Genomic DNA, 18,543 nt, shown 5'->3' with positions numbered 1-18,543 from the left:
TAGCGATGGCCTCGGGCGGCGTTTGGACCCGTTTCGGCTAGCGATCGTGGCCGGCGAAGACCTTGCGATAACTCGACGGCGACATGCCCAGTCCGCGGCGCAGGTGATGCCGGAGATTGCCGCCGGAGCCGAGCCCCGACCGTCGGGCGACCTCGTCGACACTGAGGTCGTGGCCCTCGAGTAGCTCACGGGCACGGTCGATGCGGCGGTTGCGGATCCATTCTCCGGGTGGCTGGCCGGTCTCCTCGCGGAACCGGCGGATGAACGTACGCGTGCTCATGCCGGCGTGCTCGGCGAGCCGGCCGATCGTCAACGGTTCGTGCAGATTCTGCGCCGCCCAGGTTCTGGTCGCCGCCGTCGATGCGAAATCATCTACCGGCAAGTGACTTTCGATGAACTGCGCTTGGCCGCCCTCGCGCCACGGCGGTACGACGCAGTAGCGCGCGACCGCGTTCGCCACCTGTGTTCCGTGGTCGCGCCGAATGATGTGCAGACACAGGTCGATACCTGCGGCAAGGCCCGCTGAGGTCAGCACGTCCCCGTCGTCGACCAACAGGACATTCTCGTCAAGCAACACCCGCGGATACAGTGCGCGCAGCGTGTCGGCGTGCTGCCAGTGGGTGGTAGCGGGCCGGCCGTCGAGGAGCCCTGCCGCAGCGAGCACGAAGGCGCCTGTGCAGATCGAGACGACGCGCGCCGTGGGCGGGATCGCCGCCAGCGCCTCGGCCACCTGTGGTTCGAGCCGGCCGTCGACGCGAGCGGGCTGATAACGCGTGCCGGGGACCACCACGGTGTCGGCGGTGGCCAGGGCCTCGGCCCCGGCGGCCGGGATCATCGAGAACCCCGTGTTGGCGAGTACCGGATCGGCCGTCAGCCCGCAGGTGAGAACCTCGTACAGCGGTGCGCCCTCGGGGCTGCTGGCCGCGCCGAACAGCGTCGGGGCGATCGCGGCGTCGAAGCCGATGACAGGTTCGAGCAGGAGCACGACGACCCGGTGGGCGGACATGACGCCATGATGGCATGTTTTTGACGCATAACGGCAGTCTTGCCACTAGTCGTCGGGCCGCTCTGCCGTCATAGTCGAGCGGTGACAGTGACAGACCGCTCTGCGCGCAGCACCATCCGCCTGCACTGGGCCTGGGTGGTGGCGGCCGTCAGCTTCATCGCGCTGCTCGGCGCCGCCGGCTTCCGCTCCGTGCCCGGGGTGATGATGAACCCGCTGCACCACGAGTTCGGCTGGTCGCACGGAACGGTCGGACTAGCGATGTCGGTGAACATGACGTTGTTCGGCCTCACCGCGCCGTTCGCCGCGGCACTGATGGATCGCTTCGGCATTCGCCCGGTGCTGACCGTCGCACTGACGCTGATCGCGGCCGGCAGCGCGCTCAGCGTCACGATGACCGCGAGCTGGCAGCTGGTCCTGCTGTGGGGCGTGCTCGTCGGCACCGGAACCGGCGCCATCTCGATTGGATTCGTGGCCACGATCGCGACCCGGTGGTTCGACGCGCACCGGGGACTGGTCACCGGGGTGCTGACCGCGGCCAGCGCGACGGGACAGCTGATCTTCCTGCCGGTGGTCGCCGCCATCACAACGCATCACGGGTGGCGCTGGGCATCGCTTCTGGTCGCCGCCGCGGCGCTCGCCGTGATACCACCCGTGCTGTTGCTGATGCGAAACTGGCCGCAGGACAAGGGCCTTGGCCGCTACGGCCAGCAGCCGTCCGTCGACACGGGACCGGCGCCACGCCCACCCGGCAGCAGTTTCGCCGCAGCGTTCTCCGGGCTGGTGCTGGGTGCGCGGGTGCCGGCGTTCTGGTTGCTGGCGGGCAGCTTCGCGATCTGCGGCATGACCACCAACGGGCTGATCGGCACCCACTTCATCCCCGCAGCCAACGACCACGGGATGCCGACGACGGTGGCCGCCGGCCTACTCGCCGTGGTCGGCATCCTCGACGTCGCGGGCACGGTGTTCTCCGGATGGTTGACCGATCGAGTCGACGCCCGGGTGCTGCTGGTCATCTACTACACCGGGCGCGGGCTGTCGCTTCTCGCGCTTCCGGCGCTGCTCTCTCCCCACGCCGAGCCGGGAACGTGGGTGTTCATCATCTTCTACGGCCTCGACTGGGTGGCCACGGTGCCTCCGACAATTGCGCTGTGCCGCAATTACTTCGGTGACAAGACGCCGATCGTCTTCGGGTGGGTGTTCGCCTCGCACCAGCTCGGCGCTGCAGCCGCCGCGGCAGGCGCCGGCTGGATTCGCGACCTGCGCGGCGACTACGACCTCGCGTTCTACGTGGCGGCCGGGCTGTGCGCCGTCGCAGCGGTCATGTGCCTGTCGGTGAGCCGAGTGGGCACGGTGCGCTTGCGCGTCAGCCCGGCGGCGCCTTCACGATCGCGTCGAACACGGCCTCCAAAACGTCGGTGAGCCCTTCGGCGTCACGGCTGTTGAGAGCTCGGGTGCCCACCACCCGTCGCATGAGGAGCACTCCGCTGATCACGGACAGCACGACATCGCTACGCAACTGACGGCCCGGGCCGGACAGTTGTTTCGCCAATCGCCTGCCCACGTGACGCTCGATGGCGTCGACCACGATCTCCGCGGAGCGCGGGTTCGAAACCGACCGCAGCATGATCAGGAATGGGGCCAGCTCATCGCCGTCCGGCGCGGAGCGGGCCACCAGCGCCGCTGCGGTTTCCCGCGCAGAGAATTGCGGCTGCTCGGCGACGAATGTGGGCGCGGCGAACGATGCTTCGACCGCCTCTGCGAAGAGCTGCTCCTTGGAGCCGAAGTATCTGTTCACCAACATGGCGGTGACACCGGCATCGCCGGCGATCTCACGGACCCCCACTCCGTCATATCCAGCGCGTGCGAAATTGCGTACCGCGGACGTCAGGATGGCCTCGCGGGTGGCCGCAGCATTGCGAGGTCGCGACGAACGGGTGGGCACGCGTTCATGGTAGGGAATAGACGGACCCGAGTCTACGTCTGTATACCTGTATGTATACGACTGTAGATATGGAGCACCCCAGTGGACATGGGATTGACGGGGAGACGCGCACTGATCACCGGATCGAGCACCGGCATCGGTCGCGCGATCGCCGAAATGCTGGCAGCAGAGGGCGCTTCGGTCGTGGTGCATGGACGCGATCAGAACAGGACGCAGGCGGTGGTCGACACCATCCGCGCGAACGGCGGCGAGGCCGTCGCCGCGCTGGGTGACCTGACGACGACCACCGGCGCCGCCGCGGTTGCCGACGCCGCGGGCGAGATCGACGTCCTGGTCAACAATGCCGGCTACTACGACGGCCTGACCTGGTCGGAGCTCACCGACGACGACTGGACGGACATCTACCAGGCAAACGTAGTGACGGGCGTTCGCATGATTCGCCACCTGGTCCCCGGCATGCGACAACGCGGCTGGGGTCGCATCGTGACGATCGGCGGTGGCCTGGCCATCCAGCCGGTGGCGCTGCAACCGCATTACAACGCCACGCTCGCGGCGCGCCACAACTACACGGTGGCCCTGGCTCGCGAACTGGCCGGCACAGGCGTCACCGCCAACATCGTGGCCCCTGGGGCGATCCTGACCGAGCCGGTCCGCGACATGACCCTTCGAGCGGCAGCAGCCAACGGCTGGGGCACCGCCTGGCCGGACGTCGAGAAGGCTGCGTCTTCCCAGTGGTTTCCCAACGACGTCGGCCGGTTCGGCCGGGTCGAGGAGATCGCCGCTGCTGTCACATTTCTGGCCAGCACGCACGCCGGCTACATCAGCGGAGCCGACCTCCGCGTCGACGGCGGCACCATCCGTTCCGTTTCCTGATCACCCATCACCTACGAGGAGTTCCCATGACCGATCAATCGCACGTCTTTCTCGTTTCGGGCGCCTCTCGCGGCCTCGGCCGCGCGATCACCGAGACAGCTCTGCGGGCAGGGCACCGCGTGGTCGCCGGCGTCCGCTCGGCCTCGGCGCTCGACGACCTCGCCACCGAGTACCCCGAGACACTGTCGGTCGTCCCACTGGATGTGACCGACGATGGCCAGGTTCGGGCCGCAATCACGCACACCGTCAACCAGTTTGGACGGCTCGATGTGCTGGTGAACAACGCTGGGTACGCCAACATCGGGGCGATCGAGGATGTCGACTTCGACGACTTCCGGACCCAGATCGACACCAATTTTCTCGGTGTGGTGCGGCTGACCCAGGCCGCGCTGCCCGTCATGCGCACCCAACGCGGCGGCCACATCGTCCAGATCTCCTCGGTGGGTGGCCGGCTGACGCGACCGGGCCTGGCTGCCTATCAGTCGGCCAAGTGGGCGGTCACCGGCTTCTCCAGCGTCCTCGCGCAGGAAGTGGCGCCACTGGGTATCACGGTGACAGTGTTGGAGCCCGGCGGCATGCGCACCGACTGGGCAGGGTCGTCCATGCGTGTGGACCCGATCCGCGACGAGTATCAGCCCACGGTCGGAGCGGCCGCGGCGATGAGCAACACCGCCACGATCGGGGCGAGTGACCCCGCCAAGGTGGCCGCGCTGTTGCTCGACGTCGTCGGGATGCCGGAGCCACCGACCCGACTCCTGGTCGGGCCGGACGCCTACCGCTACGCGACGGCCGCCGGACGTGATCTGCTTGCCGCGGACGAGAAGTGGGAGGAGCTGAGCCTCTCCACAGCCGCCGACGACGCCACCGACGATCAACTGGACCCGCTGGGCAGTCGACACTGATGACGACCAGCACATGCGGGACAACGGAATTGCGCATCTACACGCTGCCAAGCGCAGCGGCAGTGCGCGACTACGCAACGTCGTTCTAGCCGCGCCACATCGCGAGCCTGCGCAAATACAGCATCACGGTGCACGGCGTCTGGGTGGATGTCGACCCGACACGCCACCGCGTGCTAGCGCTCATCGGATATCCGCTGGGCACCGATCCGGCTCTCGCCGCCGAGAGGTACCGGGCAAGCGCCGACTACGTGGACGATCACGCGGGATTCGACATGTCCCTGGTGGGCCCACCCGAGGTTGCTCAGCTGGCGTCGACAATGGACGCCCGCGACATTCAACCACGCTAGAGCGTGCGGGCGGCTGGCGGCTGGTGGCACTCGAGATAGCCGTGTAGGCCATTTGTCGACGCAAGTTCAGGTTTTGGCTTTGCTGGTCTCGGGCACCCGCACAGGAGGCGACGAGCGAAGCAGGTGACGCGGTGACCGACGACTCGACGGTGAGTCTTTCGACGGATACCGAGAGCTGCGATCTGTGCATCGTCGGCGCAGGCCTGGCCGGGATGAACGCACTCGCTGTGGCGTCGGAATACCTGGGCCGGAGGCAGCGAGTTATTCTCGTCGACCGTCGCCTACGCGTCGGCGGCATGTGGGTCGACACCTACCCGTACGTCCGCCTGCACCAGCCCCACCCGTGGTTCACCGCCGGCGACATCCCGTGGACACAGGGGCACGACCGCAGACACCTCGCAACACGATCCGAGGTGCTCGACCACTTCACCCACTGTCTGGATGTCGTCCGCCAGCGGGTCACGGTCGACACCCTGTTCGGTTGGGAATTCGACGGTTTCACCGAATCCGACGGCATGGCCACGGTGCGCGTCAGCGCCGCCGACGGCCGCACGCGCACGATCACCACGCCGCGGCTCATCAACGCGGCCGGCTTCGCCGTCACGCCGAACGATCCGCTGCTCGTTCAGTCCCACCAGGTGCGCTCGGTGTCGCCGAACTTCTGCGACGTCGACGAGATCGCCTCGGACGGCGCTCCGGTGTGGGTGATCGGCGGCGGCAAGACAGGGATGGACACCGCCCACGCGCTGATCACCGCCGACCCACACCGGGAGATCTCGATGGTCGCCGGCTCGGGGACGTACTTCCTCAGCCGCGACGAGACCTTCCCGCGGGGACGCAGGCGGTGGTGGTCGGGCACCCCGGCGAGTGTCTCGGGAGCGCACATGCTCAGCCACTTCGACGGCACCAACGAAGACGAGGCCAACCGCTGGTTCCGGGACACCTACGGCGTGTGGCCCACACAGGGCGCCGACACCTACGTGTTGGGCATCATGTCGGCCGAGGAGAGCCGCGCCATCGCCGCGGGTCTACGCGAAGTCGTGATGGACCGCTTCACCGACGTGGTCGACGGACCCGACGGCCCGGTGATGACATTCGCCAGCGGGCTACGCCGGGCGGTCGCACCCGGCAGCTGGATCATCAACTGCACGGGTTATGTTCTGCGCGACGCAGGCCCCTATCAGCCCTACCTCTCACCCGGCGGATCGGTGCTGTCGATTCAACTCCGCTCGGCGACAATGCATCTGACCTCGTTCATGGCGTACTTCATGACGCACATGCTCTTCCGCGATCGACTGGTGGATGCCCCGCTGTACGAGATGGACGCGATCGAGCTGCGGGCGAAATCTAAAGTCATCCTTCCGTTCGGCATCCTGTGCCTGTCGCAGCACAACCTCAGTGTCATGTTCGAGCGGCTGCCGAATGCGGTGTTCCTGCGGTGCGGGTCCAATGTCGACTCCTGGTATCCGCTGACCCGCCAATTGCGGGGGTCCCTGACGTTCCTGCTCCGGCACCGGCGCGACCGCGAAGATGCCCGGCGGACATTGGATACGTTGCGCGAATGCTTCGATCTGCGCTGCGGTCCACTGGCCGCGCCACACGTCAGATGAGCCTGACCCCGACCCACAGCGCAAGCACACTCGCCACCAGTGCGGTCGGCACAGTGAGGAGCCCCAGCACGGTGTAGACCCGCAGTTGCGGATCGGCGCCTGCTGCCGCAGATGCCCTGCGCCACAGCATGATCGCCAGAGATCCGACGTAGGTCAGGTTAGGGCCGATGTTGACGCCCAGCAGCACCGCCAGGATCAGAGCCGGCGGCGCGTGAGTGCCGATCGCCGCCAGCAGCAACAGGGTCGCGGGCAGGTTGTTCACCAGGTTCGAGATCACCGCGGCGACGGCGGCCACCACCAACAACCCCAATAGGGTGGGTTCGCGCGGCAGATGCTCGGCGAGCGCACGACCGATCGGCCCGTCGGACACGGCGGCCACCACGACCGCCAGCGCGAGGACGAACCCGCAGAAGAGCACGTCCGCCGCGGCCAGCGTGCGACGCACCGTGGTCCGCCGTGCCCGCAGTGCGAATCCCGCCAGCACCACGGCACCCGCGGCCGCCACCCAACCCGGTGCGACGCCGACGAACCCGGACACCGCGAAACCGGCGAGCGTCAGTGCCAACACGGCCAGCGCAGCCGTCGGCATCGGCGGCGATGAATCAACGCCCGCCTTTTCGCTAGCCCCAGTCACCTCGTCGTCCGCCTCGACGCTCCGCGCCGCCCCCGGTGCGTCGGCCCGGGCGCGCAGCTGTCGCGCGAAGAAGATCCGGAACACGACGAACTCGGCGACGATCGACACGATCCACGGCAGCGCCATCACCGTCGTGAACTCCACGAACGTCAAACCCGTTGCGGCGAAGGCCAGAAGGTTGGTCAGATTGGAGACCGGCAGCAGCGTGGAGGCCGTGTTGGACAGGTGCGCACTGGCATAGGAGTGCGGCCGCGGGTCCATCCGCAGCGCCTGCGCCGTGGCGATCACGACCGGCGTCAGCAGCACCACCGTCGCGTCCAAGCTGAGGATCGCGGTAGTCGCCGACGCGGCGACGAACACGAGGCTGAGCAGTCGCGTGGGAGATCCGCGCGATCCGCGACGCAACTGATGGGCGATCCAGGCGAAGACGCCCATGGCATCGGCCAGATGCGCCAGCACCAGGATGGCCGCGAGAAACCCGACGGTGGGCGCCATGTCGGCGACCGCGGACCGTGCCGCGGGCCAGCTGACCAGTCCGGCCGCCACCGCGATGACGGCAGCGGGCAACGCCGCGGCGATCTCAGGCAGCCCGCGGGGCCGCACCACGGCGAACACCATCACGGCCGCCACCAGGGCGACCGACAACACGGTCGCACCGACTCCAGAGATCATCGGTACTAGCCGACCGCGGTGGGTTCGGGTGCGACATCGGAGGTCTCCGGCGGTTCGTCGGACGACGCACGGGTCTCCGGTACCGCGAGCACGAGTAGGACCAGAGCCACCACCGCGATACCCGTCAGCGCCCACATCGCCGCGCCGTACCCGGCTGCGGCGTCAATGGCACCGGCCAGCGTGGGGCTGAGCGCGCCGCCGATGCCCTGCACCATCGTGGCTGCACCGAAGGCGATGTTGTACCGGCCGCTGCCGCGCGTCAGGTCGGCCACCATGATCGCGAACAACGCACCCTGCAGTCCCGCGCCGATACCGTCGAGGGCCTGCACGGCGATCACCTCACCCGGGTACTGCGCCAGGATGAACAGCACGCCGCGCACCGGAAGCACCGCAAAAGCCAGAACCATCAACGGTTTTCGTCCCCACCGATCGCCCCGGCGCGCCACGAGCATGGCCATCGGGATCATCACGACCTGCGCGACGATAATCAGCGCGGCCTGATACAGAGCGCCGTCGTTGGCGTCGCCCACAGCCAGTTTCTGGCCGGTGATGGGCAGCATCGCGCCGTTCGCGAGCTGCCACAGGCCCACGACGGCGGCGAGGATCAGCAGCGGGTGGTTGCGCAGGAGCACCCAGAAACCCGATGGCTTGTCGTCGCCGTCGTCGGTGTCGTCCTTGGGCTTCATCCCGCGCGCGACGTCGTGGTTGATGAGGTTGGGTTTGATCAGCAGCGTGGAGAGCACGACGAAGATGCCGAACAGGCTGGCCAACCAGAAGCCCATCCGCAGGCTGATGAGGTAACCGGCCAGCCCGGCGACGGCCGAACCCACCACATTGCCGGCGTGGTTGAACGCCTGCATCCGACCCGTCTGCGCGGCGTAGCGTTTCGGCCCGACCATGCCGAGCGCGATGGCCGCGATGACCGGCCCGAGCACCACCCCGGCGATACCGGTCAGCAACTGGGCGGCGGTGACTACCGCGAAGGTCGGCTTCAGCGTCACGATGAACGTGCCGAACGACGTCAGCGCGGCCGCTCCCGCCAGCAGGGCGCGCTTGTGTCTGGTGGCGTCGATCAGCGCGCCGGCCGGGGCGTTCAGCAACAACCCGACGGCACCGCCGAGGGTCAGGATCAAGCCGATGTTGGCGGGGTTCCACGTCTCCTTGTTGATCAGGTAGACGCCGAGGAACGGGCCAAGTCCGGCCTGGACGTCGGCCAGGAAGAAGTTGACCCCGTCCAGCGCCCACAGCGACCGCCGGAGTTCCGGGCTGTCCGCGGTCACACCGGATCACCGGTGAGAGTCCATGAACCGAAGCGCCGGGTGCAGGTTCCGTTGGGCGCCATCCCGTACAGGGCGACGTCGGTGAGCAGCCCGCTGAAATCCGCTGCGGGGCGCAGGGTCGCCAGATCGACGCGGCTGGTCTCGTCGACCGGCCAGGTGAGCGTGACGTGCGGGTTGAACCGGTCGTCCTGGTCGTCGGAGACATCGTCGAACCCGTAGGTGCGCAACTGCCGCACCCGCGCGGGATCGTCGGGGTTGGGGTCGTCGAGGACGGCCGCCAGGGGTTTGCCGCCGGGGTCGAGCTCACGGATCCGGCCGCGGCGCAACGGTTCCGCCGCCGCGATCACAGCACGCTGGACGGCGCGGAACTCGTCGGACCGGGCGAAGAAGACCTCGGGAGCGCCCTCGTGGTTGTGCCGGTATTCGACGGCCGAGGCCGCCACCGGTGCGACCGTTCGCGCGGCGTCGGCCACCGCCGCGGCGAGCTCCACCACCTCGGTGGCGTCGACGGCCATCATGAACAGCGAGATGTGCGGTTCGCACGGGCCGTCGTCGCGGCCTGGGAAAGGCCGGCCGAGGCGGAACGCGGCACCGCCGACGTCCGTCATCGCATCGGCCAGTTGATTGCTGCTGGCCACCGAGAGGTCTCGCAGTGGCGGCGGCAGGATGAGGACAACATCCACAGTGATCACGCTCAACGTCAGTTCCCCGTGTCTAGAGGCCAGCGGCAGGTGGACACGCGCCTTGTCTCGCGTGGGCTCGGATCTTTGCCGTCAGTGATGTTGACCGTGCGGCCTGAAGCCAACCTGAAGATGACGAGATGTCACCTGTGAGTTTGGCTGGCAGGTTGCTGTGAAAGAGATTGGGCGGCAGCGCGATCTGATGCCCCACGTTGTAACGAGACTGCTGCGTCCATCGACTTCTCCTGTGACGGCTGTGGCCACAGAGACTGCAGCACGAGATTCGCGGAGGAAGCTGATGACGCGCCACAGCAGCTATCTGGCCTCGTTCGCGCGAACACATTGCCTCCGGCTCCCCCCACCCACAGAGGATGCGTGGAGCTGGCAGTTGCGGGGGAAGTGCCTCGGGTACCCGGCCGAGGTGTTCTTCCCGGATGGCTCCTCCCGAGCGGTGATCCACAGTAAAGAGAAGGCCGCGAAGAAGATCTGCCAACAGTGCCCAGTTCTCCAACAGTGTCGCGACCACGCGTTGCGTACACCCGAGCAGCACGGGGTGTGGGGAGCGATGACTGCCGGCGAGCGCGCGCGTCACCTTCTCCACCGGGCCGCTGTCTGAGGGACGGCGACCGGCCGCCCCCTGTTACGGAACGAGTTCCTGGATGTCGTCGAGCGAGGCGTCGCGGGTCTCGCGCATCACGAGGAGCGCGATGCCGGTCAGCACCGCAGCGCACAACAGGTAGACGCCCACCCACGCCACCCCGTAGGACGTGGCCAACCACGTCGCGACAAACGGTGCGATCGCCGCGCCGAGGATGCTGGCGACGTTGTAGGCGACACCGGATCCGGTGTACCGGACGTTGGTCGGAAAGAGTTCGGGCAGCACGGCACTCATCGGCCCGAACGTCAGCCCCATCAACGTCATGCCGATGATCAGGAACACCAGGGTCGAGGTGGTCGTCGCCGACGCCGGGTCGAGCAGCAGCCCAAAGGTGGTGCCGTAGATCATGATCGCGACGGTGATCACGAGCAATGTCACGCGGCGGCCGAACTTGTCGGCCAGCAGTCCGGTAACCGGCAGCATCGCCGCGAAGAACAGCACCGAGATCAGCTGAAGCTGAAGGAATTCGAGGTAGGGAATGCCCAATCCCCCACCGGTGGCGGTCTTCTTGCCGGTACCGAAGCTCAGCGCCCAGGTGGTGACGACGTAGAACAATGTGTAGGTGGCCAGCATGACGAACGTGCCGATGATCAACTGACGCCAGTGGTTGCGGAACACCTCGGCCAACGGGGCACGCACCCGCTCGCCGCGGGCGATCGCGCGGGCGAACACCGGGGTCTCGGTCAAACGCAGCCGGACGTAGAGGCCGATGGCCACCATGACTGCGCTGAGTAGGAAGGGAATGCGCCAGCCCCACGTCAGGAACGCACCATCCAGATCTGGGCTGGCAGTGTTGAAGCCCAGCCACAGCACCAGGATGAGGAACACGCCGTTGGCCAGCAGGAAGCCGAATGGGGCGCCGAGCTGCGGCCACATGGCCGCCCATGCGCGCTTGCCGGGTTTGGCGGTCTCGGTGGCCAGCAGGGCCGCGCCGCTCCATTCGCCACCCAGCGCCAGGCCTTGGCTGAACCGCATGATCGCAAGCAGCGCCGGGGCGAGCAGCCCCACCTGATGGTAGGTGGGCAGCACGCCGATGAGGAACGTCGCAATTCCCATCACCAGCAGTGAAGCCACCAGCGTGGTCTTACGTCCGATCCGATCGCCGAAGTGCCCGAACAAGATCGACCCGACAGGACGCGCGACGAAGGCGAGGCCGAAGGTCGCCAGCGATGCGAGCAGCGCCGTCGTCGGGTCACCCTTGGGGAAGAAGAGATGCGGGAAGACCACGACGGCCGCGGTGGCGTAGGCGTAGAAGTCGTAGAACTCGATGGTGGTGCCCACCATCGAGGCGACGACGATCCGCCTACGGGGCACGCCGGCGACCAGGTCCGGTTCGCGTGTGGTCATGGGTGAACATCCTCGCACCCGGCGGGTGTTTCGAGCGTGTCCGGGGCGTGTCCGACCCCGTGGCTACTCTCGACGAGGTGGAGTCGTTTGCGGTGTCTCGCCAGGACGTGCTGCAGCGTGTGTCGCGGATCGATGCCGCGCGCTACGCGAGGGCGCGAAACTTCACCGACGGTGGCACGCAGATCTCGCCGTACCTCACCCGCGGATTGGTGACGTTGCCGGAGGTGCGCGATCTGATCCTGGAGCGGCACACGCCGGCGCAGGCGTACAAATTCGTCTTCGAGTTGGCGTGGCGCGAGTATTGGCAGCGGGAGTGGACGTTCCTCGGCGACCGCATCTTCACCGACGTGAAGCGGCCGCAGCATCCCGTCAGCTCGCGGCGGATACCCCGGGCGGTGCGCGACGGCGGCACAGGGATCGACGCGCTCGACGCCGCCGTGGGAAAGCTCTACGACACCGGCTACATGCACAACCACGAACGAATGTGGCTGGCGGGCTTGACGTGCAACTTCGGCCGCACCCACTGGTGGGAACCCAGCCTGTGGTTGTACTACCACCTGCTCGACGGCGACCCCGCCAGCAACAGCCTGTCGTGGCAGTGGGTGGCGGGCACCAACAGCGGTAAGAACTACGTGCCGGCCCAGCAGAACGTCAACAAGTACTCGCCGCTGACGCAGCACGACACCGTCATCGACCACGGTTACGGTGTGCTCGCCGAGATGGCGGTTCCCGACGTCCTCACCGAACGTGTGGAGCTCGACCTCAGGTGGACGCCGCCGCCGAGCGACGAGCCGATGATCGACCCGTCCAAGCCCACGGTGCTCTACCACTCGTTCTGGCTGAATGCGGATTGGCGCCAGGACATCGACGCAAACCGGATCGTCCTGCTGGAACCCAGTTGGTTCGACCGCTTCCCGGTCTCGCCGATGGTCACCGACTACGTGATGCGGTGCGCGCGGCAGATCCCGGGTGCCCGTCTGGTCGTCGCTGAGTTCGGAGACCTCGACCTCGGGGACGACGTCATCTACATGCGGCATCCGTCGGTGCCGCATTGGCGCGGCACCGCCGACGAGATGCCGCGGATGTTCCCCGACGTCCCGGAGAAGTCGTACGCGTCGTTCACCAGCTTCTGGAAGCAGTGCGAGCGGACGACGCGGTAACCACTTCCGAGGCGGTTAATGCATCGCGCGGTCGACAGCGGCCACGATCAGATCGGGCCGGGCCGGAATCGCTTTGTCTGCAACGAAAACGCTCGGCGTACCGCCGACCCCACGGGCGGTCGCGCGGGCAGTGACAAACGAGGGCCAGCTGACGTAGGTGCCCGACTTCACATGCTCGGCGAACGAGGGATCCGCTACACCGACGACTCGGCCAAGAGTGATGAGTTGGTCATCGGAAAGGCCGAATCCTCCCTCGGGCGGCTGGCTCTGGAACAGGGCGTAGGAGTACTCGTGGAATCTATCCCCGTCCGCTGCCGCGGCGGCCGCGGCAGCCGCCCGGGTCGAATAGTGATTCGCCGACATGGCGTCGAGAAAGTTCATGGGATGACGGATGAACCGGATCATCTCGCGGTCCAGTAGCCGGTCGATGACGTTGCGGGAGTTCAATTCGAACTGTTTGCAGAAGGGACACTGAAAGTCGATATAGGCGTCCACGTCCACCGGGCCGGCCCCCACCGCAATGCCGGTCTTGTCTTCGGTCGCACCACGTGGGACTGGTGATTGAAGTGTCTGGTTCTGAGTCATGGCCTCATGCTGCGCCCCGTCGACAGACCACACATCGTCCCGGCGGCGCAATCCGCACGACGATCGTTCGTCCTCTCGAGACCAGGCGGTGCGGCCCAGCGATCTATCGCAGCGGCCGTCGGTTGAGCACCACAGGGTGAAAACTCAAGGCGATCTAGCCCTGACGGCACACTCTCTGGCCAGCTCCGACTAGTCAAGTCCGGCGCGGGTAGGGAGGGGCGACGTGACACAGGGAAATCTCGGACAGGAGACACCAGCGCATCATCGCTTGGTCGGCCAGCCCCACACCGATGCTGAGGGTCCGATCGCCGCCGCCGAATCGCGGGCGGCACAGCTGCGCTCGCCGGACGAACCACTAGGCCCCCCGGGTCCACGGGCCAACTGGCGGTCTCCGTTCTTCATGGGCCTCGCGGGTACAGCCGGAGTCGCGGTCACCTACGCGGCGGTTCGCGGACTGGAGTCGGTCTCCTCCATGCTGCTGCTGGTTGCCGCGGCGTTCTTCATCGCGCTCGGCCTTGAACCGGCCGTGTCGTGGCTGGTGGTCCGTGGTCTACCGCGGTGGGCGGCGGTCACGGTCGTGGCGGTCTCGGTGTTCGCGCTGATAGCCGGCTCGATCGCGGCATGCATCCCGCCTCTTGCCGAGCAGGCGCGCCAGTTCATAGACCTCGCTCCCCGGTACATGCAGTCGGTTCAAGACCATTCCTCCTGGATCGGCCGGCTCAATGATCGGTTCGGTCTCCAGCAACGGGTCACAGACGCGGTTCACGGCTTGGGTGGTTCGGCGGTCAGCGAGGTGGTGAAGGCAGGAAGCACGGTCGTCGGCGCTGTCGCTGACTCGTTCATTCTCGCGATACTGACCGTGTACTTCCTCATCTCCATCCCGCGAATCCGAGCGACCCTGTATCGCTTCGCGCCGAATTCGCGCCGTCCGCGCACGATACTGATCGGTGACGAGGTCTGCGCGAAGGTCGGTGCCTATCTTCTTGGCAACGTAGTGATTTCGGTGATCACCGGTGTTGCCACCTTCGCCTGGCTGATCGCGTTCGGCATTCCGTACCCGGTGCTGCTCGCAATTTTCGTTGCGCTGCTGGACCTCGTGCCCTTCGGATCGACCGTCGCCGGCTTCATCGTCGCAGCAGTGGCTCTGACTGTGTCGCTTCCCGTGGCGATCGCCACAGTAATCTTCTATCTCGTCCTGCGCGTCGTCGAGGACTACCTCCTGATGCCGAAGATCATCGGCCGCGCGGTTGAGATACCGGCGGTCACCACGGTGGTGGCGGTGCTCATCGGAGGCGGGTTGCTCGGAGTCGTCGGAGCGCTCGTGGCGATTCCGGTGGCAGCCGCTCTTCAGCTCATCATGCGGGAAGTGCTGTTTCCGCGGCTGGATGAGTCATGACTCAGTGCACCCTCACCAGCGGTAGTCGAGGAATTTGCCGTCGAGGGTGACCACGACACGGTCGCCGTCCGGGTCCTCGCGGCGTTTGATGTCGACCTTGAAGTTGATGGCGCTCATGATGCCGTCGCCGAACTCTTCGTGGATCAGCTCCTTGAGAGCCGGTCCGTAGACGGCGAGCGCCTCGTGGAATCGGTAGATGGTCGGATCGGACATGAGCGCGGGGTCCATCCCACGGCTGGGTTGCAGCTGCAGGCTTTCGGCCACCGCACCGTCGAGGTCGAGCAGCCCGCACACCCGCTCGGCCTGAGCGGCCGGCATGGGGTGCTGCCCCAGCAGGGCGGCCACACACCACACCAGGGGCGCGTCGATCTCCGCCGCGATGTCGGACCAGTCGAGCTTCTTGCGGATGCGAGCGGCCTTGATCAGTTCCGCGGCCTCGCTTTTGGGCATGATCGGGGTCATCGAGCAGTCCGTCCTGTTGTCATGAGCGAGCGATCCTCCGAGGGCACTTCGACCAGTCGCGTGTCGCCGGTACGGGCGTGCGTGGCGAAAAGCGTCAGTCCCACGAAGGTCAGTCCCCCGACGAGATTACCGATCACCGTGGGGATTTCGTTCCAGATCAAGTAGTCGCCGATCGAGAAGTCGCCGCCGAGCATGAGTCCCGACGGGAACAGAAACATGTTCACGATGGAATGCTCGAAGCCCATGTAGAAGAACAGCATGATGGGCATCCACATCGCGATGACCTTGCCCGAGACGCTGGTGGACATCATCGCCGCCACGACGCCGGTGGAAACCATCCAGTTGCACAGGACCCCGCGGATGAACAGGGTCAACATGCCTGCGGCACCGTGCTCGGCGTATCCCACCGTCCGGCTGTGCCCGATCTCACCGAGCCGCTGGCCGACCTCGTTCGGGTCGACGCTGAAGCCGTAGGTGAACACCACCGCCATCATGAGGGCGACCAGGATGGCGCCGGCGAAATTGCCGACGAAAACCAGGCCCCAGTTGCGCATCATCGACCTGAACGTCACGCCGCGGCGCTTGTCGAGCATGGCCAGTGGGACGAGTGTGAAAACACCTGTCAGAAGGTCGAATCCGAGCAGATAGAGCAGACAGAAGCCGACGGGGAACAGGACCGCGCCGAGCAACGCGTTGCCGGTCTGCACGGTGATGGTCACGGCGAACGCCGCCGCGAGGGCGAGGATGGCACCTGCCATGAACGCTCGAATCAGGATGTCGCGGGTCGACATCAATGCTTTCGACTCGCCGGCGTCGATCATCTTGCCGACGAACTCGCTCGGACTCACATAGGACATGGAGAACCTTTCGGGGAAGACCGTTGCCCCAGAGTTCCCCGACCGGATTGCCGATTCGCAACAGCACGTGGACAGTCGTGTTGCCACCACCTCACAGCCAACACCCAGGTTGCGTGAGGGTCAGCGGGTCAATCCGCCCGTCCGGTCACGATGCCGCTAGCGAATTACCCTCTCGCGGCGTCGACGTCGAGCCGGACCCGGCCCCGATCCGGGGGCGTAGCCCGTAGTCGCCGGGGCGCATCGTCATGTCGGCATAGCTGTCGAGATCCTGTTCGGTTCCCAACGTCAGCTCGACGGCCGTCTTCGCCTGGAACAGCGCGATAATCGCCTGCTGGTGATGGTCAGTGCCGAGGGAGGTGAGCGCCAGCGCCAGCTTTCGGTCGACGTAGTCGACAGACCGCTCCAGGTCCGACTTCGCCGGCTGGATCGGGCGCGACTGCGATGCGGCGACCGCGTCAGGACCGAGCCCGCTGTACCAGCGGTACCCGAGTGCGCCGAGAACAGCCGCGCAGAACGGGATCACGACGATGATGCAGAGCAGACCGGGAGCGCCCTCGAGAACCAGAGCACCGACAAATCCGAGGAGCAGCAGCGTGCTCGTCAGGAACAGCAGTCGCGCTGACGGCGGCACCGCTGCGAGTGCGCGCCACATCTGAGCAACGATGCGTGCACCCGACCGTGCCGCGCGGCCCACGAGACTGAACAGCGATCTGGAGATCTTGACGACGCCGCGGCCCACATCGTCGACGTGCTGACGAGTGACCGGCGACTTCGGCATCGACCACGTGCGCGGCTGCGGCGCCGGGCGTGTCGCGTTCGGGGAGTCGACAGGCGCCTGGGTCGGTTCGGGTTCGGTCGCGCTGTCTGCGCGGGAGCTCACTGCCTCCGCCGGGACCGAAGCCTTCGTCACATCCGCATCAGAAGTTACAGGGGCATCATCTCGCACACGGTGCCAAAGATCGCCTTGACGCGCCGTTGGCGGCTGGCTCGACCGGTGGCCTGCGGGGCAATAGGGCGCGCCGTCGCTTCGCTGCTTCGCCGAATGCCTAGTGCGACGGAGTCAGCCGCGCGGAGCCGGTCATGCGCCGCGTCGGCCGTGAGCGACGACGACGCGCCTCAATCACATCCTGCTCGGTGAGGTACTCCACGAAGTGGGTGACGATCCACGCGGCGCCGCAAAGCGCCAGTGCGAGAACGAAACTCGCGGGCGATCCGAAGAGCATTGCGACCAAGGCGAACGTACCCGACGCTACGGCGGCGACCATCGCGATCGTGTGGACGATGACATATCGACGACGCCTACGAAGTGTTGGTGTGTTTGTTGTCATGTGACGTGCCTCCGTCACTAGCGATTCCCCAGCGTCGTCGGCGCTAAACAACATGGGTGTGATTCGTTCGTGACTCGGGAGGTCTCAGAAGTCGAACCGTCACCGGGCCAGCGGACTTCAGTCGCTCCTTCGGATCGACGTGCGGTGCGGTGCCGGGGTCAGCGTGCGGAGCCCGCATCCGTCAGTAGCAGGGCCGCCTCGTTGTAGGGAAACGCCCGAAAGAGCAGCCGGGAAGGCCCTGTGACGACGGCCGCAGCATCGGCTTTACTGACCACTCGTGGGTTGACGAGCGCAACTGCTCGTCCGTGCTTGCGCAGCACTGTCTGTCCACCGGCCAGGACGTTCTTCAACCAGTCTGTCTGCAGGCCGTAGCCGATGAGGATGGCGTAGCCCTCATCGGTCTTGAACACCAGAAGGGGCGTGCGATATCGCTTACCCGAATTGCGCCCGACGTGCTCAAGCGTCCCGAGGTTCGGAAGCCACGGCGTGATGGTGCGAGCCGCCGGATTGGTGACCCGCTTGTTGAATTCTGCAATTCGTCGAGGGACGCGCATTTTTTGGAGTCTAGGTCGGTCGATGGGCTTTCTGCCGACGCGGTGTTGACGCAGGTAGCTGCCGACGACAGCGACCACACGAGGTTTGGATCGCAACCGACCCGACCCCGCGGGATTACTTGTGCCCCCAGTCGGACTCGAACCGACACTTGGCGGATTTTAAGAGTGCCACAGTGCAGTTGCGGAGGTTCGCGCCTACCCTGTGCTGACATCGAGAAAAGTTGTTGAAGTGCAGCGATGTGCTGTGTAT

At 66.4% G+C, this 18,543-nt stretch carries 20 protein-coding genes; 8 read left to right on the top strand and 12 right to left on the bottom strand.

Annotated elements, in window-relative coordinates; all coding sequences use genetic code 11:
• Window positions 1-37: 37 nt before the first annotated feature.
• The gene (locus tag DMB80_RS09585) at window positions 38-1,006 is read right to left on the bottom strand and encodes a GlxA family transcriptional regulator (protein WP_111509627.1); all 969 of its coding nucleotides are present in this window, start codon (window positions 1,004-1,006) and stop codon (window positions 38-40) included.
• Between the two features lie 81 nt (window positions 1,007-1,087).
• On the opposite strand from DMB80_RS09585, the gene DMB80_RS09580 reads away from it, so the two are divergent.
• Window positions 1,088-2,425 (top strand): MFS transporter, encoded by a 1,338-nt coding sequence (locus DMB80_RS09580; protein WP_111509626.1) that lies wholly within the window; start codon window positions 1,088-1,090, stop codon window positions 2,423-2,425.
• Here DMB80_RS09580 and DMB80_RS09575 read toward each other — a convergent pair.
• The gene (locus DMB80_RS09575; protein ID WP_111509625.1) at window positions 2,370-2,948 is read right to left on the bottom strand and encodes a TetR/AcrR family transcriptional regulator; all 579 of its coding nucleotides are present in this window, start codon (window positions 2,946-2,948) and stop codon (window positions 2,370-2,372) included. The two genes, DMB80_RS09580 and DMB80_RS09575, sit on opposite strands and share 56 nt — an antisense overlap.
• A 156-nt stretch (window positions 2,949-3,104) precedes the next feature.
• Here DMB80_RS09575 and DMB80_RS09570 point away from each other — a divergent pair, with 156 nt between their 5' ends.
• The 4 genes from DMB80_RS09570 (at window position 3,105) to DMB80_RS09555 (ending at window position 6,680) form a co-directional block, all read left to right on the top strand.
• Complete coding sequence (locus DMB80_RS09570; protein ID WP_240431095.1) at window positions 3,105-3,821, top strand: SDR family NAD(P)-dependent oxidoreductase; 717 nt, start codon at window positions 3,105-3,107, stop codon at window positions 3,819-3,821.
• A gap of 26 nt (window positions 3,822-3,847) precedes the next feature.
• A complete protein-coding gene (locus DMB80_RS09565; RefSeq protein WP_111509623.1) occupies window positions 3,848-4,723 on the top strand; it encodes an SDR family NAD(P)-dependent oxidoreductase in 876 nt (291 codons plus the stop codon).
• A gap of 128 nt (window positions 4,724-4,851) precedes the next feature.
• Complete coding sequence (locus tag DMB80_RS09560; protein ID WP_111509622.1) at window positions 4,852-5,070, top strand: hypothetical protein; 219 nt, start codon at window positions 4,852-4,854, stop codon at window positions 5,068-5,070.
• A gap of 131 nt (window positions 5,071-5,201) precedes the next feature.
• Window positions 5,202-6,680 carry an FAD-dependent oxidoreductase gene (locus DMB80_RS09555; RefSeq protein ID WP_276131528.1) on the top strand — a complete coding sequence of 493 codons (1,479 nt, stop codon included), beginning with the start codon at window positions 5,202-5,204 and terminating at the stop codon, window positions 6,678-6,680.
• On the opposite strand, the gene DMB80_RS09550 is transcribed toward DMB80_RS09555, so the two are convergent.
• Genes DMB80_RS09550 through DMB80_RS09540 form a run of 3 tightly spaced genes read right to left on the bottom strand, consistent with a single transcriptional unit; the run spans window position 6,673 to window position 9,949 of the window.
• Window positions 6,673-7,986, bottom strand: coding sequence for an SLC13 family permease (locus tag DMB80_RS09550; protein WP_111509621.1), 1,314 nt, complete (start codon window positions 7,984-7,986; stop codon window positions 6,673-6,675). The genes DMB80_RS09555 and DMB80_RS09550 overlap by 8 nt on opposite strands.
• Before the next feature lie 5 nt (window positions 7,987-7,991).
• Window positions 7,992-9,266, bottom strand: a complete 1,275-nt coding sequence (locus DMB80_RS09545; protein WP_111509620.1) for an MFS transporter — start codon at window positions 9,264-9,266, stop codon at window positions 7,992-7,994.
• Window positions 9,263-9,949: a hypothetical protein gene (locus DMB80_RS09540; RefSeq protein ID WP_162938470.1), complete on the bottom strand. Its 687-nt coding sequence runs from the start codon at window positions 9,947-9,949 to the stop codon at window positions 9,263-9,265. The genes DMB80_RS09545 and DMB80_RS09540 overlap by 4 nt, the downstream gene beginning before the upstream one ends.
• A gap of 199 nt (window positions 9,950-10,148) precedes the next feature.
• Between DMB80_RS09540 and DMB80_RS09535 the strand changes: the two genes are divergently transcribed.
• Window positions 10,149-10,562, top strand: coding sequence for a WhiB family transcriptional regulator (locus tag DMB80_RS09535; protein ID WP_338043863.1), 414 nt, complete (start codon window positions 10,149-10,151; stop codon window positions 10,560-10,562).
• Between the two features lie 24 nt (window positions 10,563-10,586).
• Here DMB80_RS09535 and DMB80_RS09530 read toward each other — a convergent pair whose 3' ends face one another.
• Window positions 10,587-11,951, bottom strand: coding sequence for an MFS transporter (locus DMB80_RS09530; RefSeq protein WP_111509617.1), 1,365 nt, complete (start codon window positions 11,949-11,951; stop codon window positions 10,587-10,589).
• Between the two features lie 47 nt (window positions 11,952-11,998).
• Here DMB80_RS09530 and DMB80_RS09525 point away from each other — a divergent pair, with 47 nt between their 5' ends.
• Window positions 11,999-13,111, top strand: a complete 1,113-nt coding sequence (locus DMB80_RS09525) for an FAD-binding domain-containing protein (RefSeq protein ID WP_162938469.1) — start codon at window positions 11,999-12,001, stop codon at window positions 13,109-13,111.
• A gap of 15 nt (window positions 13,112-13,126) precedes the next feature.
• Here the strand turns inward: DMB80_RS09525 and DMB80_RS09520 are convergent, their stop codons facing one another.
• Entirely contained in the window at window positions 13,127-13,696 is a 570-nt protein-coding gene (locus tag DMB80_RS09520) for a DsbA family protein (RefSeq protein WP_111509616.1), read from the bottom strand.
• A gap of 472 nt (window positions 13,697-14,168) precedes the next feature.
• Between DMB80_RS09520 and DMB80_RS09515 the strand changes: the two genes are divergently transcribed.
• Window positions 14,169-15,092 (top strand): AI-2E family transporter, encoded by a 924-nt coding sequence (locus DMB80_RS09515; RefSeq protein ID WP_240431094.1) that lies wholly within the window; start codon window positions 14,169-14,171, stop codon window positions 15,090-15,092.
• A gap of 12 nt (window positions 15,093-15,104) precedes the next feature.
• On the opposite strand, the gene cynS is transcribed toward DMB80_RS09515, so the two are convergent.
• From cynS to DMB80_RS09490, 5 genes are all read right to left on the bottom strand, one after another.
• Window positions 15,105-15,554, bottom strand: coding sequence for a cyanase (cynS, locus tag DMB80_RS09510; RefSeq protein ID WP_111509614.1), 450 nt, complete (start codon window positions 15,552-15,554; stop codon window positions 15,105-15,107).
• Entirely contained in the window at window positions 15,551-16,411 is an 861-nt protein-coding gene (locus DMB80_RS09505; protein WP_111509613.1) for a formate/nitrite transporter family protein, read from the bottom strand. Before DMB80_RS09505 ends, cynS begins: the two co-directional genes overlap by 4 nt.
• A gap of 145 nt (window positions 16,412-16,556) precedes the next feature.
• Complete coding sequence (locus DMB80_RS09500) at window positions 16,557-17,321, bottom strand: hypothetical protein (protein ID WP_240431093.1); 765 nt, start codon at window positions 17,319-17,321, stop codon at window positions 16,557-16,559.
• 136 nt (window positions 17,322-17,457) lie between these two features.
• Window positions 17,458-17,676, bottom strand: a complete 219-nt coding sequence (locus DMB80_RS09495) for a hypothetical protein (protein WP_111509612.1) — start codon at window positions 17,674-17,676, stop codon at window positions 17,458-17,460.
• 221 nt (window positions 17,677-17,897) lie between these two features.
• Window positions 17,898-18,293: a nitroreductase family deazaflavin-dependent oxidoreductase gene (locus DMB80_RS09490; RefSeq protein WP_111509611.1), complete on the bottom strand. Its 396-nt coding sequence runs from the start codon at window positions 18,291-18,293 to the stop codon at window positions 17,898-17,900.
• Window positions 18,294-18,543: the final 250 nt, after the last annotated feature.

It is taken from the genome of Mycobacterium kyogaense (genome assembly GCF_003254575.1).
Lineage (GTDB): Bacteria > Actinomycetota > Actinomycetes > Mycobacteriales > Mycobacteriaceae > Mycobacterium > Mycobacterium kyogaense.
The sequence above is the reverse complement of the archived record's forward strand: the minus strand, read 5'-3'. Positions and strand labels throughout refer to the sequence as shown.

Coding starts and splice junctions, on each gene's coding strand:
- DMB80_RS09585 (WP_111509627.1), bottom strand. CDS start 1,006: ATGTCCGCCCACCGGGTCGTCGTGCTCCTGCTCGAACCTGTCATCGGC.
- DMB80_RS09570 (WP_240431095.1), top strand. CDS start 3,105: ATGCTGGCAGCAGAGGGCGCTTCGGTCGTGGTGCATGGACGCGATCAG.
- DMB80_RS09565 (WP_111509623.1), top strand. CDS start 3,848: ATGACCGATCAATCGCACGTCTTTCTCGTTTCGGGCGCCTCTCGCGGC.
- DMB80_RS09550 (WP_111509621.1), bottom strand. CDS start 7,986: ATGATCTCTGGAGTCGGTGCGACCGTGTTGTCGGTCGCCCTGGTGGCG.
- DMB80_RS09535 (WP_338043863.1), top strand. CDS start 10,149: ATGCCCCACGTTGTAACGAGACTGCTGCGTCCATCGACTTCTCCTGTG.
- DMB80_RS09530 (WP_111509617.1), bottom strand. CDS start 11,951: ATGACCACACGCGAACCGGACCTGGTCGCCGGCGTGCCCCGTAGGCGG.
- DMB80_RS09520 (WP_111509616.1), bottom strand. CDS start 13,696: ATGACTCAGAACCAGACACTTCAATCACCAGTCCCACGTGGTGCGACC.
- DMB80_RS09515 (WP_240431094.1), top strand. CDS start 14,169: ATGCTGCTGCTGGTTGCCGCGGCGTTCTTCATCGCGCTCGGCCTTGAA.
- cynS (WP_111509614.1), bottom strand. CDS start 15,554: ATGACCCCGATCATGCCCAAAAGCGAGGCCGCGGAACTGATCAAGGCC.
- DMB80_RS09505 (WP_111509613.1), bottom strand. CDS start 16,411: ATGTCCTATGTGAGTCCGAGCGAGTTCGTCGGCAAGATGATCGACGCC.
- DMB80_RS09495 (WP_111509612.1), bottom strand. CDS start 17,676: ATGGTCGCCGCCGTAGCGTCGGGTACGTTCGCCTTGGTCGCAATGCTC.
- DMB80_RS09490 (WP_111509611.1), bottom strand. CDS start 18,293: ATGCGCGTCCCTCGACGAATTGCAGAATTCAACAAGCGGGTCACCAAT.